The sequence below is a fragment of the Tumebacillus sp. BK434 genome, assembly GCF_004340785.1.
Lineage (GTDB): Bacteria > Bacillota > Bacilli > Tumebacillales > Tumebacillaceae > Tumebacillus_A.
Window position 1 is genome coordinate 98,269 of sequence record NZ_SLXS01000009.1, and the last position, 16,679, is coordinate 114,947.

18 protein-coding genes, 1 pseudogene and 1 riboswitch are annotated in these 16,679 nt (G+C 58.5%); of the genes and pseudogenes, 9 read left to right on the top strand and 10 right to left on the bottom strand.

What is annotated here, in order from left to right:
- Positions 1–39 precede the first annotated feature (39 nt).
- The 7 genes and pseudogenes from EV586_RS18130 to EV586_RS21530 form a co-directional block, all read left to right on the top strand.
- On the top strand, positions 40–489 hold the full coding sequence (locus tag EV586_RS18130) for an SRPBCC family protein (RefSeq protein WP_132946496.1): 450 nt from the start codon (positions 40–42) through the stop codon (positions 487–489).
- On the top strand, positions 483–1,484 hold the full coding sequence (locus tag EV586_RS18135; protein WP_132946497.1) for a DNA-3-methyladenine glycosylase family protein: 1,002 nt from the start codon (positions 483–485) through the stop codon (positions 1,482–1,484). The genes EV586_RS18130 and EV586_RS18135 overlap by 7 nt, the downstream gene beginning before the upstream one ends.
- A 24-nt stretch (positions 1,485–1,508) precedes the next feature.
- Positions 1,509–2,594 carry an MBL fold metallo-hydrolase gene (locus tag EV586_RS18140; protein WP_132946498.1) on the top strand — a complete coding sequence of 362 codons (1,086 nt, stop codon included), beginning with the start codon at positions 1,509–1,511 and terminating at the stop codon, positions 2,592–2,594.
- A gap of 111 nt (positions 2,595–2,705) precedes the next feature.
- Positions 2,706–3,710: an LLM class flavin-dependent oxidoreductase gene (locus EV586_RS18145; protein ID WP_132946499.1), complete on the top strand. Its 1,005-nt coding sequence runs from the start codon at positions 2,706–2,708 to the stop codon at positions 3,708–3,710.
- A 66-nt stretch (positions 3,711–3,776) separates the two neighbouring features.
- Positions 3,777–5,237 (top strand): nicotinate phosphoribosyltransferase, encoded by a 1,461-nt coding sequence (locus EV586_RS18150; protein ID WP_132946500.1) that lies wholly within the window; start codon positions 3,777–3,779, stop codon positions 5,235–5,237.
- A gap of 59 nt (positions 5,238–5,296) precedes the next feature.
- On the top strand, positions 5,297–5,761 hold the full coding sequence (locus tag EV586_RS18155) for an SRPBCC family protein (protein WP_132946501.1): 465 nt from the start codon (positions 5,297–5,299) through the stop codon (positions 5,759–5,761).
- Between the two features lie 373 nt (positions 5,762–6,134).
- Positions 6,135–6,398 (top strand): annotated as a pseudogene (locus EV586_RS21530) (ABC transporter substrate-binding protein); the annotation flags it as partial.
- A gap of 41 nt (positions 6,399–6,439) precedes the next feature.
- Here the strand turns inward: EV586_RS21530 and EV586_RS18165 are convergent.
- The 6 genes from EV586_RS18165 to EV586_RS18190 all read right to left on the bottom strand — a co-directional run bounded on the left by EV586_RS18165 (position 6,440) and on the right by EV586_RS18190 (position 11,042).
- Positions 6,440–7,270 carry an energy-coupling factor ABC transporter ATP-binding protein gene (locus tag EV586_RS18165; RefSeq protein WP_132946503.1) on the bottom strand — a complete coding sequence of 277 codons (831 nt, stop codon included), beginning with the start codon at positions 7,268–7,270 and terminating at the stop codon, positions 6,440–6,442.
- Positions 7,267–8,064, bottom strand: coding sequence for a cobalt ECF transporter T component CbiQ (cbiQ, locus tag EV586_RS18170; RefSeq protein WP_132946504.1), 798 nt, complete (start codon positions 8,062–8,064; stop codon positions 7,267–7,269). The genes EV586_RS18165 and cbiQ overlap by 4 nt, the downstream gene beginning before the upstream one ends.
- Positions 8,061–8,345, bottom strand: coding sequence for an energy-coupling factor ABC transporter substrate-binding protein (locus EV586_RS18175; RefSeq protein WP_132946505.1), 285 nt, complete (start codon positions 8,343–8,345; stop codon positions 8,061–8,063). The genes cbiQ and EV586_RS18175 overlap by 4 nt, the downstream gene beginning before the upstream one ends.
- Entirely contained in the window at positions 8,345–9,106 is a 762-nt protein-coding gene (locus EV586_RS18180) for an energy-coupling factor ABC transporter permease (protein WP_132946506.1), read from the bottom strand. Before EV586_RS18180 ends, EV586_RS18175 begins: the two co-directional genes overlap by 1 nt.
- 144 nt (positions 9,107–9,250) lie before the next feature.
- A riboswitch (cobalamin riboswitch) is annotated at positions 9,251–9,438 on the bottom strand.
- 45 nt (positions 9,439–9,483) lie between these two features.
- The gene (locus EV586_RS18185) at positions 9,484–10,272 is read right to left on the bottom strand and encodes a lipase family protein (RefSeq protein WP_132946507.1); all 789 of its coding nucleotides are present in this window, start codon (positions 10,270–10,272) and stop codon (positions 9,484–9,486) included.
- 38 nt (positions 10,273–10,310) lie between these two features.
- Complete coding sequence (locus EV586_RS18190) at positions 10,311–11,042, bottom strand: MBL fold metallo-hydrolase (RefSeq protein ID WP_243653084.1); 732 nt, start codon at positions 11,040–11,042, stop codon at positions 10,311–10,313.
- Between the two features lie 118 nt (positions 11,043–11,160).
- Between EV586_RS18190 and EV586_RS18195 the strand changes: the two genes are divergently transcribed.
- Entirely contained in the window at positions 11,161–12,261 is a 1,101-nt protein-coding gene (locus EV586_RS18195; protein ID WP_132946508.1) for a hypothetical protein, read from the top strand.
- Positions 12,262–12,337: 76 nt separating this feature from the next.
- Here the strand turns inward: EV586_RS18195 and EV586_RS18200 are convergent, their stop codons facing one another.
- From EV586_RS18200 to EV586_RS18215, 4 genes are read right to left on the bottom strand one after another with little or no spacing between them, the layout of a single operon-like run.
- Positions 12,338–12,874 (bottom strand): phage tail protein, encoded by a 537-nt coding sequence (locus EV586_RS18200; protein WP_132946509.1) that lies wholly within the window; start codon positions 12,872–12,874, stop codon positions 12,338–12,340.
- Positions 12,875–12,891: 17 nt separating this feature from the next.
- A complete protein-coding gene (locus EV586_RS18205) occupies positions 12,892–13,389 on the bottom strand; it encodes a phage tail protein (RefSeq protein ID WP_132946510.1) in 498 nt (165 codons plus the stop codon).
- A 35-nt stretch (positions 13,390–13,424) separates the two neighbouring features.
- Complete coding sequence (locus tag EV586_RS18210) at positions 13,425–13,931, bottom strand: phage tail protein (protein ID WP_132946511.1); 507 nt, start codon at positions 13,929–13,931, stop codon at positions 13,425–13,427.
- A gap of 13 nt (positions 13,932–13,944) precedes the next feature.
- Positions 13,945–14,442: a GNAT family N-acetyltransferase gene (locus EV586_RS18215; RefSeq protein WP_243653085.1), complete on the bottom strand. Its 498-nt coding sequence runs from the start codon at positions 14,440–14,442 to the stop codon at positions 13,945–13,947.
- Between the two features lie 225 nt (positions 14,443–14,667).
- On the opposite strand from EV586_RS18215, the gene EV586_RS18220 reads away from it, so the two are divergent.
- Positions 14,668–16,679 (top strand): cadherin-like beta sandwich domain-containing protein (locus EV586_RS18220; RefSeq protein WP_207893940.1); only part of this gene is annotated, 2,012 nt, incomplete at its 3' end.

Sequence of the window (16,679 nt, forward strand, 5' to 3'; positions counted from 1 at the left end):
TTATACTTTATAGTAACGCAGATCGTGAGGAGGAGAAACATGGAACTGAAATACGTGTTTTATATCGACGGCACTCGGGAGCAGGTCTGGGACGCTTTCGTGTCGCCGGAAGGAACGCGCAAGACGTTTTTCAACTGTGTGATTCGCTCGACGTTTGAGGTGGGTGCTCCCTATGAATACGTGGGGCCGGGCGCGGACGGCGATGAGACGGTGCACGTGTTCGGGAAGATCTTGCAGCATGAGCCGCATCACGTGTTCAGCTACACGGAGAATGCCGGCCCCTCCTACCGGGAGTACGATGCTGAGCTGGATACGCGCGTCACGTTTACGCTGGAGACGGTCGGCACCTGCACCAAGCTGACCCTCGTCAACGACCAGATCAAGGACGATCATCCCTCCCTGCAAAACGCCGAGTCGAGCTGGTGGATGATCTTGAGCAACATCAAGACGCTGGTCGAGACCGGCAAGACGCTCGATTTCGGATGGTAAACAAACAAACGCAGCAGGCACCTGAGAAGGTGTCTTTTGCTGTTTCCGGGGCAGGGCAAGGCGCGGCGGAGTTGGAAGATTTGGCAAGTCTGGTTGAAGTTGCAGGAGTTGCAGGCGATGTATGTGTTGTGACGATTGACACTCCGGAGACTTTTCGGTTTCAAGAGGCGCTGGTGTATCTGGCGCGGTCGGCGAATGAGTGTATGTTTCAGGTGGCAGAAGGACGGGTGCGGAAGCTGCTGCAGGTTGACGGAATGCCCGTGTTGTTTGAAGTCGGCGCCGGGGACGGGCAGACGCTTCACCTGCGTTTTATGAACGGGAAGCCAAACGCTGCACAGCAGAAGGCGGCCGTGACGTATGTGCGGGAGTGGCTGGATCTGGACCGGGACCTCGCGCCGTTTTACGCGCTCGCGGGGGAGGATGCGGTGCTGCAGGGGCTTGTGGAGCGCTATGACGGGCTGCGCGTGGTGCGCATCCCGGAGTTGTTTGAGGCGCTGTGCTGGGCGGTCATCGGCCAGCAGATCAATCTGACGTTCGCCTACACGCTGAAACGCCGCTTCGTCGAATCGTTTGGCGAGGCGGTGCTGGGCCACTGGCTGTTCCCGCGCCCGGAACGAATCGCCGCGCTGTCTGCAGACGAACTCCGCGTCCTGCAGTTCACCGGGAATAAGGCGGAGTATCTCCTCGAAATCGCCCGGCAACTGAGCGCGGGAAAGCTCTGCAAATCAGCTCTGCTCACCCTCCCGCCCGACGAAGCTGAAAAACAGCTGGTCAGCATCCGCGGCATCGGCCCCTGGACGGCCCAGTATGTACGGCTGCGCTGCCTGGGTGACGCGTCCGCCTTTCCGATCGCCGATGTCGGGCTGCACAACGCGATCAAGGCCCGGCTCGGGATGGAGCGCAAACCGTCCTTGGCAGAGCTTCGCGAACTGGCCCGCCCGTGGAAAAATTGGGAGGGCTATGCTACTTTTTATCTGTGGCGAAGTCTAACTTGAACGAAAGCAGAGAGGGTACCGCACATGATTCTGACACTTAGCATCTTGCTTGCCTTAGTCCTTGCCGTTTTTCTGGTGCTCACCTTCTATCCGCATCTCGGCGGCAAACTGAGCACGGAGCAAAAAGAGCGCCACGCGCGCTCGAAACAGTTCCGGCAGGGGAAGTTTGTCAACCAGACTCCGACCCGCATGGACAGCAGCTTGAAAACGTCGCTCGGCATCCTGCGCGAATTTATGAAAGGCAATCCCCGCCGCAAACCGAGCACGCAGCTGCCGATGGAACCGTTGCGCCTGCAGGAGGGCGGGGAGGCGCATGTCACGTGGTTCGGCCATTCGGCGCTCTTGATCGAGCTGGACGGCAAGAAGCTGCTGCTCGACCCGATGTTCGGCCGCACGCCGTCGCCGTTTCCGCAGGTTGGCGGCCGGCGCTATAGCGGCGAACTGCCTTTTGAAATCGAAGAGCTGCCGGAGATCGACGCTGTGATCCTCTCGCACGATCACTACGACCATCTCGACTATGGCTCGATCAAGCGGCTGCATCACAAAGTCGGCCAGTTCATCGTGCCGCTCGGCGTCGGTGCGCATCTCAAGCGTTGGGGCGTGGCGCCGGAGAAGATTCAGGAACATGACTGGTGGAGCGAATTTGAATATGCGGGCCTGACTCTTGCCTGCACGCCCGCCCGGCATTTTTCCGGACGGAGCCTGACCGACCGCGACAAGACGCTCTGGTGCTCCTGGGTGATCATCGGGCGGCAGGCGAAGCTGTATTTCAGCGGCGACGGCGGCTATGGCCCGCATTTTCAGGAGATCGGGCGCGCCTACGGACCGTTCGACCTGACGATGATGGAGTGCGGCCAGTACGACCCGCGCTGGGCGGCGATCCACATGATGCCGGAAGAGACGGTGCAGGCGCATCTCGATGTGCAAGGCCGGGTGTTGCTGCCGATTCACTGGGCGGCGTTTACGCTGGCTCTGCACGACTGGACCGACCCGGTCGAGCGCGCGCTGCAGGCGGCACAGCACAACCGCGTGACGGTCGCCACGCCGCGGATCGGCGAAAAAGTGCCGGTTCAGGCAGCCGAATACCCTGCTTCCACTTGGTGGAGGTAGGGTTTTTTGCTGTCTTGTTGCTCGCTTTTTGCTGTAAGCCATCGTACAGATTCATGCCAGACGCAAATGAGATCATACTATAGATGGCGTTTCCAAGAGGAGGAACACAACATGCAACTGCGTGAGTTACCCTATTCCGTCTTAGACCTCGCGCCGATCGTCGCGGGCAGCAACGCGACGCAGGCGTTTTCCAACAGTTTAGATCTCGCACAGCACACCGAGCGGTGGGGCTACACCCGCTATTGGCTGGCTGAGCATCACAATATGACGGGCATCGCTTCGTCGGCCACTTCGGTGCTGATCGGGCACATCGCCGGCGGCACCTCGACGATCCGCGTCGGTTCCGGCGGGATCATGCTGCCGAACCATGCGCCGCTGATGATCGCCGAGCAATTCGGCACCTTGGAATCGCTCTATCCGGGGCGCATCGACCTCGGCCTCGGCCGTGCGCCCGGCTCCGACCAGCCGGCGATGCGCGCGATCCGCCGCGGGCTGAACAGCAACGGGGAGGACTTCCCGGAGCTGGTCGAGGAGCTGCGGGCGTATCTCCATCCGCCTGTGCCGCCGGAGCAGATGCCGGTGCGCGCCGTTCCCGGCGAAGGGCTGAACATTCCGATCTGGCTGCTCGGCTCCAGCGCCTTCAGCGCGCAGCTGGCCGGGATGCTCGGTTTGCCGTTCGCTTTTGCCAGCCATTTCTCGCCGCGCTTCACCTTGCCTGCGCTCGACCTGTACCGCCGCAGCTTCCAGCCGTCGGAGGTGCTCGATGAACCGTACGCGATGGTCGGTCTGAACGTGGTCGCCGCCGACAGCGATGCGGAAGCGCGCCGCCTGGCGACCTCGATGTACCAGCAGTTCCTGAACCTCGTCCGCAACCGTCCCGGCCAGCTGCAGCCGCCGGTCGACAACATGGACGACCTCTGGACCGACTACGAAAAGGATATGGTCAAGCAGCAGCTCGGCTCCTCGATCGTCGGCGGGCCGGAGCGGGTCAAAGAGAAGCTGCAGGCGTTCCTCGACAAGACCCAGGCAAATGAGTTCATGATCAACGCCCAGATCTACGACCACGGCGCCCGCCTGCGCTCGTTCGAGATCGTATCGGAAGTGTTCAAAGCATAAGCGGAGGAGCCCGGCAAGGGCTCCTTTTTGGCATCGATGGGAACGATAGGTAGGGAGGCAGAACGAATGGACAATCTGACGCTGAACACAGACAACTATCAGTTGGCGATGGCGTACGCGCATTTTTGCAACGGCACGCACAACCAGAAGACGGTCTTTGAACTGTATTTTCGCAACTTGCCGTTTGGCAGCGGCTACGCGGTGTTTGCCGGGCTGGAGCGGGTGGTGCACTATCTGCGCAACCTGCGTTTTTCTGATGAGATGATCGCATTTTTGCAACAGCAGCCGGAGGGCTACTCGGCCGAATTTTTGGCGGAACTGCGCCGCTTTCGCTTCACCGGGACGCTGCGGGCGGTGCGCGAAGGGTCGGTCGTGTTCGCCAACGAGCCGCTGCTGCAGGTCGAAGCGCGGGTGATGGAGGCGCAGATCATCGAGACGGCGCTGCTGAACGCGGTGAATTTTCAGACGCTGATCGCCACGAAAGCCGCCCGCATCCGCAAGGAGGCCGGTCCGGAGAGCTACCTGATCGAGATGGGCACCCGCCGCGCCCATGAAGCGGATGCGGCGGTGTGGGGGACGCGGGCGGCGTACATCGCCGGGTTTGATTCCACGTCAAACTTGCAGGCCGGCATGCAGTTTGGCATCCCGACCAAAGGCACGCACGCGCACTCTTGGGTGCAGACGCATGAGACGGAGCTGGAAGCGTTTCAGAAGTTTGCCGACGTGTTTCCGGAGAGCACGACGCTGCTCGTCGACACGTACAACACGCTGGAGTCGGGCCTGCCGAACACGATCCGCGTCGCCAAGGAGCTGGAGCGGCGCGGCAAGAAGCTGTTCGCGATCCGCCTCGATTCTGGCGACATCGCCTTTCAGTCGAAAGTGGCGCGGAGGATGCTCGACGAGGCCGGGCTGCCGTATGTGAAGATCGCGGCGTCGAACGACCTCGACGAGCACACGATTCTGCACCTGAAAGTCCAAGGCGCGCAAGTCGACATCTGGGGTGTCGGCACCAAACTGATCACCGGGTACGACCAGCCTGCGCTCGGCGGCGTGTACAAGCTGGTCGAGCGCGAACTGCACGGCGCGATGGAGCCGTCGATCAAGATCAGCTCCAACCCGGAGAAGATCACCACGCCGTATCGGAAGAGCTTGTACCGCATTCTGAACCAAAGCGGGAAAGCGGAAGGGGACTATCTCGCGCTGCCCGGCGAAACGGATGTGCTCCGGGGGGAGCGGATCAAACTGTTCGACCCGGTGCACACGCATGTCCAAAAGTTTGTGGCGGACTACACGGCGCTGCCGATGCTGCAAACGATCTTTGCCGACGGCGAGCTGGTGGATCAACTGCCGGAGATCGGAGATGTCAAAGCGCACCATCAGGCGCAGCTGCAGCAGTTCGACGAGGAGGTGCTGCGCAACCTGAACCCGGCGATCTACGGGGTCCATCTCAGCCGCCAACTTTGGCAGCGCAAACGGGAATTGATCGAGGCGTATGGAGCTGGCGCACACGAAGCAGACTGGAAGTAGGAGCAGGCGAAGCGCTTGACAGGAAACCAAACGGTTACGTATAATCAATACGAAACCAAATGGTTTCCAATACATCATTTTTGGAGGTTGTACCCGTGTCTGATACCAATCAAGGAACGCTTCCTGTTATTCGCCAGACGATAGAATTGAACGCCCCGATTCAGAAAGTATGGGAGGCGGTCGCCTCGTCGGAAGGCATCGCGACTTGGTTTATGCCCAACGATTTTCAGCCGGCGCTCGGCAATGAATTTGTGCTGGAGACGCCGTTTGGCAAGCAGCCGTGCAAAGTGACGGAGTTCGATCCGCCGAACAAGCTCGTTTTCACATGGGGCCGGACGTGGATCATCACGTTCGCGCTGCAGGAAATGGAAGCGGGCAAGACCGAATTCACATTGCTTCATGACGGCTGGGAAGCAGGCAAGATCCCGGAAAGCGGTATGGATTCTGCTGAAGTTCGCGCAACGATGGCGCATGGCTGGGAAGCGGCTGTGCTGCCGCGCCTGGCCGAATACGTGCAAAAATAAGCAGGAAGCCTGTCAAAATGTCATCATGGTCTCAGCCGAGACCATGATTTTTTTATGTCCAAACCTCTCTACTTGACAATGGGAATCACTTTAAAATGGTGTAGTTTGTATATCGACTATTGTCTAGGAAAGGTGTTTGGGAGCATGAGATCCTTTGTTGCAGGTCAAGATCGGTCCCTTGCACGTCTTCCCGTGGAAAGGGCGGCCGTGGAAGCACAATCTGCGCGAGGTCGCCGCTCTGTTTGGCGTCCCCGGTGTGGCTGAACGCTGGCTGGACTGGTTTGAACAGAAAGCCGCCCACGTTCGCACGCTGCTGCAGGCCCAATATGGCGATGCTCAGCGTGGGCACGATCCCGTTTCTCGGCCTGATCATTCCGAACACGGCCAGAGCATCTCGTTTGAGTACATCGCAGAGAAGAACCTGGAGTACCTCTTCGTCATCGACCGCGGTTCGGTCGTCGAAGGCCAAACGAAGACCACCGCTCAGCAGCTGGCGGAAAACGAGTTGGTCAAGAAGACGAAAGCGTTTACGAACAACCACATCGTCTACCTCGACTCGAACTACTGGTACCTCTCCGGCGGCGGTCTGGAGTCGGTCGGCGCGATGATCGACCAAATCTACAAAGCGTACAACTAAAGCCAAAGCATAGCAAAAGGCACCCGGTATCGGGTGCCTTTTTACATGTTTTGCAGCAGTTTTTTAAAAGCGGCCGTGTCGCGCGGCGGCGGGTGCTGCTGCCGGACCGCAGTGGGCAGCGAGCTCCAGAGGTCATAGAGGATCGGCAGGTCCATGCCGTACTCGGCGATCCGCGCGGCTTGCGCAAACACTTCCTCCGGCGTCCCTGCCATGACACAGGCGCCTTGATCAAAGACGAGCACCCAGTCGGCGAACGAGAAGGCGAGGTTCATGTCGTGGGTCGCCATCACGGTGGTGATGCCGCGACGATGGATGCGATGAAGTTCGGCGAGCAGCTGCTCCTCCGAGCGGCGATCCAGATAGGCGGTCGGTTCGTCGAGCAGCACAAGCCGGGGTTCCAGCGCCAGGACGCCGGCCAGCGCCACGCGTTTTTTTTGCCCTAAGCTCAGGTGGTGCAGCGGCGTGTCGGCCAGCGGCAGGAGCTGCAGCTGCTGCAGGATGGCTTCTGTGCGCGCCGCGATCTCCCGTTCGGGGAGCTTGGCGTTGCGCAGTCCGTAGGAGATGTCTTCATACGGCGTGTTCAGGATCAGCTGCTGCTCCGGATCTTGGAACACCAGTCCGATCTCCTGCCGCAGCTGTTGCAGGTCTTTGGAGCGGTAGGACAGCGGCGCACCGTTCCAGCGCACCTCTCCGGACTGCGGGCGGGCGATGCCGATCGCTTGCAGAAAAAACGATGATTTGCCGGAGCCGTTTTGGCCGCAGATCACCGTTTTTTTTCCGGCCGGGATCGAGATGCTCAAGTCCCGCAGCGCCGGTTGACGGGTTCCGGGGTAGGTATAGCGGAGATCTTTCGTCTCCAAAAGTGTGCTCACAACAAGTCCCTCCAGCGAATCAAGAATTCCAGCCCGGCCAGCACCAGCAGCCCGCCCGCACTCTCCGCCAGATAGCGCCTGGGGACGGGCTGGGCACGGGGCGGGGCGAACGGGATTTCGTCGGCAAACCCCCGCGCGACGAGGCCGTGCGACAGTTTGGCCGATTGCTGCATCGCTTTTTGAAACAGCCGCACGACCAGCCGGGCGGTGTCCCGCAACGCGCCGCCCGCTCCGGCATACCCGCCGCGCGCCCGCTGCGCGGTGGTCATGTCCTCGGCGATGTCGGCGAGCAGGAACAGAAAGCGGTAGGTGATCAGCATCAGCTCCAGCACCAGCTGCGGCATGCGCAGGCGTTTGAGCACCTGCAGCAGCTCCGGGAGCGGAGTGGTCAGGATCAGGAACAACATGGTGGACAAGCAGGCGAGCACCCGGGTCAAAATCGTTCCGGCGCGTTCGAGGGCTGCTGACGGCACAAACATTTCGTATCCGCCGAACAGCTCCGCGTCGAACAGGCGCGGCGTCGCACTGCCGACCGGGCCGAACTCCAGCAGGAGCGCAGGCAGGCTGAGGATGAAAAACAGCCCGGCCGCGCCGACGAGGAGCAGATAATGCCGAAGCGAGATCCCGGCATAGCGGACGACCCACACCAACAGCCACAGCGCGATCAGGAGCTGCACCGGCGGGTGGGCCAGCGAGGACAAGGCGAACAGCAGAACGGCAAAGCCGCATTTCCAGCCGGGGGAAACGGAGCGGAACGCGTTGGTGTACGACAGGGTGTCGATCCGTTTGATCATTGGGAATTCGTTTTGGCAGACTTGCTTCGTAACACGCCCGCCGCATAGCCGATAAATCCGGCGCCGAGCGCGGCTTGCAGTGCGAACAGCATGCTCTCCGTCTCGCCGGGCAGTTCGACGAGCGCGTTGAACCACGGCTCATAGGACGGGTCGATGGTGAGGATCATCTCTTCTGCCGCGCCGTCCGCGCCGCCAAACTCCGCTTCGATCAGCACGAGCGGAAGCAGGGCGAGCAAGACGACCGCGGCGAGCATCAGGATGTTTTTCGTACGGTTTTGCATCAGCGGGCAACTCCTTTCATGGTGCGTTTCAGCAGGGACAGCTCCTCCGAGTTGAACGATTGCAGCCAGTTCCAGACCAGCACGGTGAGCAGGCCTTCGCTGATCGCCAGCGGGATCTGCGTCACCGCAAAGATGCCGGCGAATTTGGCCAGAGAAGCTGCGAATCCGCCAGCTTCCGACGGGAAGGCGAGCGCCAGTTGGATCGACGTCATCACATAGGTCGAGAGGTCGGCCAGCATCGCAGCCGCGAAGATGGCGAGCTTGAGCTTCCCGGTCGCTTTCAGCACCAGCTTGAAGAAGAAATAGCCGACAAACGGGCCGACGACCGCCATCGAAAAGGCGTTGGCGCCAAGCGTGGTCAAGCCGCCGTGCGCGAGGAGCACCGCTTGGAACAGCAGGACGATCGACCCGATCACGCTCATCGGGAGCGGACCGAACATCACCGTGCCAAGCCCGACGCCGGTCGGGTGGGAGGAACTGCCCGTCACGGACGGCAGCTTCAGCGCGGACAGGACAAATGTAAACGCGCCGGCCAGCCCGAGCATCAGTTTCAACTGGGGCGCTTCTTTGGTGATCTTGACCAGCGCGCGCAGGCCCAGTACGAAGAACGGCAGGAACACCGCCCACCAGAACAGGGACCAGCCCGGCGAGAGGAAGCCTTCCATGATGTGCATGGCATAGGCGGATTCAGCAGAGTTCAGATAGAGGTACAAGGTCAAGGCAAACGTGACCAGCACCGGGATACAAGTGCGCAGTTTCATGTTGATTCATTTAGCCTCCGATCGTGTGAAAACCTAAAAAAGACCAATCCAGCGAACGTGGATTGGTCTCTGCACGCAAAAGAAAACGACAACACATTGTGTTGTGGCTCCGATACGTACACCGCTCCTTTCCGCGAAGGGTTGATGGGTGTAACAAACGAGGTAGGTCTCCTGGCTTAGGATCATCATGCTCATTCGCCTTCCCCGATCTGAGACCGAGTGGCTTCCGGAATGAGAACTCCCCATATACAGTGGCGGGACCGCTCGGGATTTGCACCCGATTCCCTGTTACCCCTTGCTTTCGCAAAGGCACCTGTTTGCTCACGATATTTACTTGTCCGTTTTATACTATTCGCAGTTGCCGACGGGTCTCCTGCCTACTTTTGCAATTCTTGTTGCAGCAGGTACAGATACGTATCCATCGCGTGGTAGCCGAGGATGTTGCGCGGCAGGTTGGGGTAGTCGAGCGAGTTCACTTCGTACCCGCTGTTGACCTGATCGTATCCGAGCTGGTGGAACGGCACGGTAGGCACGATGTCCGGCTTGTTGAAGATGCGGAAGCTGTTGGGCACGAGCAGGTTGAACGTCGCGGCAAACGTCGCATCGCCGGTCATCGGCGCGGCGAACGAGTACAGCTCCAGCGGGAAGCTGGCATGTTTGGCGGCGATCCAGATCGCGGTCAGGTTGGCGATCGCACCGCCGAGGCTGTGCCCGCTGACGGTGATCGTCGTGTCGCCGGGCAGCGTTTTCAAGAACTCGTCCAGCGTTTGCAGCGCCGTATCGCCCGGCTTGACCGCTTTCAATGAGCGGAACATTTCGGTAAACCCGGACTCGGTGCGCCCGCCGTTCGGCACATCGGTGAACTCGACATGGCGCGCCTCAAAGTCGGCCAGCCAGTCCATCACGCCTTCGGTGCCGCGGAAGACGATTCCGTACTGGCCGGCATCGGCGGTGGACTGCACGAGGAAGCCGATGAATTGGATCTCGGAGAAAATGCCCGCAACGGGGTCGCTTTGCAGGTTGGCGACGACTTGCCAGCCGGCGGGAAGGTCGACCGCTGCAGGCGGGTTGGTGTTTTTGGTGTCGAGTTCATAGGTGCTGTACGCGCTTTTGACCAGTTCGCCCCAGAGGATGGCGGTCGATATGGAGTACGTGAGAGTGCTCATCTGGATCGCTCCCTATTTCCAAGTTAAGTACAACTTGATTATACACCAGCCAGTTCAGCAAGACGCTGTTTGGCTTGTTCAGTATAGGCGCCGCCGTGGTAGCAGATCACCGTGTCGATGTCGAAGGGGAGGAATTGCTGCAGGGAGCGTATCGCCGTCTCCATGTCCAGCGTGAAGAGCGGCGACGGCCCATTCAGTTGGCCCGCCTCCACAACCAGAGCGTCGGCTGCGATCAGCGTCTTGCTCGGCGCGTGGTAGAGCGAGAGATGGCCGGGCGTGTGCCCCGGCGTGTCGATGACGGTCAAGCCGCAGGGCAGCGCAGCGCCGTGCGCGATGGCGGTGTCGACCGGTGCGGTGGGCGGATTTTTCAGCAAGGACAGGAAGGCCTGTTTCCACTCGGCCGGCACTTCCGGCGGCAGCGACGCTTCCGCCTGCGCGACCGCTTCGTCGGTCAGCTTGAGCGGGCGCTTGGTGCCGTCCATGTAGGGGATTTCGATCGGGCTGGCGAGGACTTCGATCGGTTGTGCAGCTTCTTGGAGGATCGTGGGCAGAGAGCCGATGTGGTCGAGGTCTTGGTGCGTGATCACGACCCGGGTCAATTTTTCAAACGGCACGCCGGCTTCCTCCATCGCTGCGCGCAGCAGCGACAGTTGGCCGGGGTAGCCTGTGTCGATCAGGATGGCGTTCTCCTCGTCCCAGACCAGTGTGGGGTGGATCGTGTTGACCTCCCCCATCATCGTGGCGCTGATGGACAGCATTTTGATGTGCATGCGGTTCCCTCCACTCTTTTGAATTCCTTATGTTTCCATATTAAGGTGCGAATTCCTGCTCCCGTTCATTCCGTGTTAAAATGGAGCTAATTTTCTAACAGACGGGAGCCGGGCAGCGATGAGATTCGTTTCGCAAGGGAAAGGGAGCGCGGTGCAGCAAGCGGCGGGTGTGAAGCAGGCACGGACGGCGGGGGCGGCGCTGCATCCGATTCTGCAGATGCAACAGCAGTTGGGCAACCGGCGCACGGGGCAATTGCTGCGCGGGCAGATGATGCAGGCGAAAATGCAGACGGCGCAGTTGATGAGGATTCGAAATACGGGCGAAGAGGTCAGCGTTGATGATTACCGCGTCTATGAGCTGACAGCGGCGAGGTGGCTGAAGGCGATCGCAGACGGTGAGGTCGAGGCGACACAGGAGGAGATCGAGGAACTGCAGGCGCTGCATGATTCGCTGCAGGATGACACGGGCAGTGAGTTCGATCCGACCGACATGCTGAACCCGGACCAGCAGGAACTGCTCGATCAGATGCGGCCGGTGTTTGAGGCGCGCGTGGCAGAGCGAAAAGGTAAGAAACTGCCGGGGAAAATGGTGCAGGGTGACCTGCTGGAGCATTACACCTCCACACAGTCGCACGACATGGAGATCGAAGAGGTCAACGCGAACGAGTACCACAAGAACATCCCGGCCATCGACCATCTGCGGGACCATTCGACGCACCTGTTCGTGCAGGACAAACTGCATCTGTCTGCGCATACGGCGAAGATCGAGACGTACCGGGCGCATTACGCAAAGCGCGGCACGATGGGAGCCAACCTCGTCAAAGCGATGGCGGCCGACGGCAAGCGCGGGGATCATATCCGCGCCCTGTTCTCAGATGCGATCAACACCGATTCCTGGGTGCATAAGGACACGTTGCAGACCATTTACAACAAAGTGAGCAAATATCGCAAAGATGACGAGATCTCTGAGATCAAGGACGATGACGATCTGATCGAGTTGGCGGCGAGCAACATCGCTTTCAGCGTGCCGTCCGACATCTGGGAGGCGTTGTATCAGGAGTATCTGAACGGCAACGTGCCGGAGAACGAGATGCGCTCCTACATCCGCCTCGATATGAACACCGACGAGTTCATCCAGGTGATGGCGCTGCTGCAAGACGTCGCCGCGCCGTGGGATGAGCGCAATCCGAAAGAAGACGACGAGGAGTACAAAGCGTAGCAGGTAGGCGCGGTTGTTGACATGCAAAAGCCCGGTTCCGTGAGGAGCCGGGCTTGTGTTGTTGCTGCCTGTGCTATTAGCCGCGGGACGGGAATTCGCCCTGCAGGCAGATGATGAAGTTCTGCGCGATGTACGGCTGCATGTTGTTGTGCGGCTGCGAGCCGCCGGTGACGTTGAGTGCGAGCGGGGACATCAGCACGTTCGGGGTGGGGTCGTAGAGATCCGGTTGTGGAGCCGAGCGATTCGGCTTAGGAGCTTGTGACCAAACATTTCCATTGGGTAAACTATCATTCCCGATAGCATCAACTGCTTGCGGGATATGCGTATGTGCAGGAATCTCTGTAGTGAGCAACGTCACGTTTTGAGAGCCTACTTGTTGACCCATGGTGCGCGGGGTCAATCCTTGTCCTGCGCCTTGGTTCATCACAGCGTTGCCCATCAGGTTCGGAAGCGCGAATGTTGTTTTGCCATCGCCGCCGTATTGAATCCCAAGGATGGCGAAGAGCGCTGTGTTTTGTTGAATCGACATCAATTGGCCGTTGCAGAGTGCCCAGCCTTTCGGTGCGAAATTACCTGCAAAGATTCGAATTTCACCGATATATGCGTCTGCCATGACGTGTACGCCTCCCTCTAATTGCGACTCGGGAAAATCCCCTGAATCGCGATGGCATAGTTCAAGACCAGGTACGGCTGCATGTTGTTGTGCGGCTGCGAGCCGCCGGCGGTGGAGATCGCTTGCGCGTCCATTTGTATCATCGTTGCAGCCGGGTCATAGACGTTGTCTGTGGCAGCCCACGCGTTGTTCAGCGGGGATGTCGAACTGGCCGGATTGGACGATGCAGAGACCTGATGCGTATGTTGCGGCATTTCGTTGATGGTCAATGCATGATTGGCCTCGCCTTGCGCGGTGCCAAGCGGAATGTTGCTGCTGACATGGATCGGCACACGGCCGCGGTAGTCTGGCAAAGCAAACGTGGTCACACCGTTGCCGCCGTAGACGGCGCCAAGCAGCGAATAGAGAGCCTGATTCTGGTTAATCTGCAGGATTTGACCTTCGCAAAACATCCAGCCACGCGGTGCATAGTTGTTGGCGAACAGGCGGATTTCGCCCAAGAACGGTTCAGACATGTCTTAGTCCTCCTTAAAAGTTGATCTTCGGCCTGTTAAGGCTGAGGCGGGAACATTCCGTAGAGCGAGATGATAAACGAAATCGCAGTCGTCGGCATCATGTTGTCGTGCGGCTGGTTGCTGCCTACTGGAGAGAGCGTCTGCGCGTTCATGTTCACCAGAGTATTGCCGCTGGTGGCCGAGAAGTTGTTGATAACCGTCTGACCCCATACCGAGTTGGTCGGTACATCACCTTCTACCAATCCGGAGTTCGCATTGGCGGTGTGCGTATGGATCGGCAACTGATTGGACAGCAACGTCACGGTTTCCGTCCCGGCTTTCGAGCCACGTGTATAGGTGGAGTTCGGATGCACGGCCACGCGGCCCTGCAGATCAGGCAGGGCAAAAGTGGTCTGACCGTCGCCTCCGTAGATTGTACCAAGCAGGGCAAACAATGCTTCGTTTTCCGCGATGCTCAACAGCTGTCCGTTGCACAAGGCCCAGCCTTGCGGTGCGAAGTTGCCTGCGAACATACGAATTTCACCCAAATAAGATTCACTCATTGGTTGTCACCTCTCAAAAGAATTTATCGGAAGGCGTGGCATCGGGTGATACCGCGCGCCATTCCATCAAGACATGATGCCCCGTTTGGTCTGTCGTCCGAAACCCGAGGCGTTCATAGAGCCGCAAAGCAGGATTCTGGGGCAGTACGCTGAGCCGAAGCGTCAGTTTCAACGCTTGAGCTTCCGCCTGCAGCTCCTGAATCAGCCAGGTGCCGATTCCGCGGTTATGAAACGCGGGAAGCAGGGAAATGTCCACCAGCACGATCGCTTCTGTCGTGCGACTGACCAAGACTCTGCCTGCATGAAAATTTTGAAAAGTAAGAATTGAGTGTTCTGCATCTGGGTATTGGACGGCATAGGATTGGCGCTGTGCATTCCATTGCATTTGCAAGAACTGCTCCTGCATCATAGGGTCCCAGCCCCAAGCCTGCAGTTCTGTCATCCTCGTGCTGGCGTACAGCTGATAGAGAAACGTCTCGTCTGAGGGACACACCGGAATTCGTTCGATCATAAGGCCTCCGAAACAAGTTCAAATGGTCAAATGTGGCTTGTAGTGGAGATTATACCATAAGCTTTTTCAGTTATCATCAAAATTTGCATAAAGGTCAATTTAAAACATGAAAATTTAGTGGGTTCTGTTTACCCAGATGCCCAGATATCTTATGATAGAAGTGTTCTTTGTTTTAAAAATGATGGGTGAATTATATAGGGGAGGTGACGGGGGAACGGGGTGTGTATGGCAGTGATTCTACAAGAGTTTGTCTGTTCAAATGGCAGCTCTGTAGGGAGGAACTTTATGCAGTTGAGTTATTTTTTTAAGAGATTTCAAAAGGTGTTAAGTTTATCACTTGTGATTTTGCTGCTCTTCGTTGCCAGCGGGTTCGGCCAATGGGCACCGCAGGTGATGGCGGCTACAGCCACATGGACCACAGGAGATGGGAAGTTAGGAACGAACGCTATCAACAACGTGGCGTATGGCAACTCCATGTGGATGATGCTGGGGGGGTTGGGCGACTATTCCACCTCGAGCGACGGGATCACCTTTACCAAGTCGCCCAGCGCGCTGGGCTGTCAGGGACTGGCTGCGACCTATACGGATAAGTGGGTCGTCGTCTGTGACGCGGGCAAGATTCTTACGTCTGCGACAGGTGCTTCCGGCAGTTGGGCACCGACGCCTTCCGGTGTCTTAGCCAGATTGCTTTCGATCGCCTTTAAGGAAAATGGCAGCAACGACATCTACGTGGCCGTAGGGGAAACGGGCGGCACGATCATCAAGTCTGCTGACGGAATTAGCTGGCAAAATGTATCGGTAGCCGCAGCGGCTGGTTTTTATGGCGTCGCTTACGGGGAAGGCAAGTTTATCGCCGTCGGTGAAAGCACAGGTTCAACTCCGGTGATTTACACATCGGTCGACGGTCAGGTATGGGAAATTGTACCAGACCCTAAACCTAAGCAAGTATTAAACAGCGTTGCGTATGGCGATGGCAAATTTGTGGCCGTCGGGTTAAGCGGGTATATTTACGAGTCAGAAGACGGCGTCACTTGGAACGAACGAGTGTCGAATGTCAGCAAAGACCTCTGGGCGGTGAACTACGGAGCCGGAAAGTTTTATGCGGCAGGTGCGAATGAGACGATTATCTCTTCGCAGTCCGGGATCACTTGGGAGACGGAGAATACTCCTGCCGTCGGCGGTAAGACCTTGAACGGTGTCGCGGTGATCGACGGGCGAGGCCTCGCGGTCGGGAGTACCGGGATGGTCAAGACTGCGGTCGCAGTCACACCCTCCCCGCCGGTCAGTTCGAATGCCACGCTGAGCAATCTGCAAATTACACCGGGCTCGCTCGCGTATCATGCGGCGACTGCCGACTATACGGTTGAGGTTCCGTACGGAACAACTACCGTGACGGTCACTCCGACGCTGCAGGATACTACGGCGAAGATGACTGTGAATGGTGCTACGCGGTCAAGCGGTCAGGCGACCCCGGTCACGCTGGATGCTGACGGTTCAACCGAAATAACGATCCAAGTGACCGCACAGGATAATGTGACGAAGAAAACGTACACGATCACAGTGAACGAAGCGTCTCCGCCGCTGATCAAGTTGGATAATCTGGCGATCAATTCGCCAGGTGGTCTGACGTATCAGCCCAATACCACCACTTATAACGTCACCGTTCCACATGGCACGCATACGGTGAAAGTCACGCCAACGCTGCCTGCAGTCGCCGGAACGATTGTGACTGTTAATGGCACGGCGACAAGCGGAGCAGCGGTCGACATCGCGCTTGATGCGGATCGAACGACTGAGATTACGATTCAAGTGACAGCACCGGGCCATACATCGAACCAGTACAAGATTATCGTGACAGAGGAAGAATTGATCAAACTGATCGACCTGGATATTGCGCCGGGAACTCTGAATTTTGATCCTGACACGATGAACTACACGGTATCTGTACCGGCGGGCACAACCTCTGTAGAGCTGACACCAACAGTGCCGGTGATCGCCGGGGCGAATGTGACGGCAAATGGGAACGCTCGGGTTGGTGGAAAGATCACGGTAGCTTTAGACTCGGGTGGTTCGACCGATATCGTGGTAGATGTTACAGCGCCGGGATATACGGCGAACCAGTACACGATCCACGTGACGGCGTTGCCACTGATCAAACTGGACAATTTGGCGATTGATGCGCCGGGTGGCCTGACGTTTGATCAAGACACCAAGGGCTATGCGGTGACGGTGCCGCA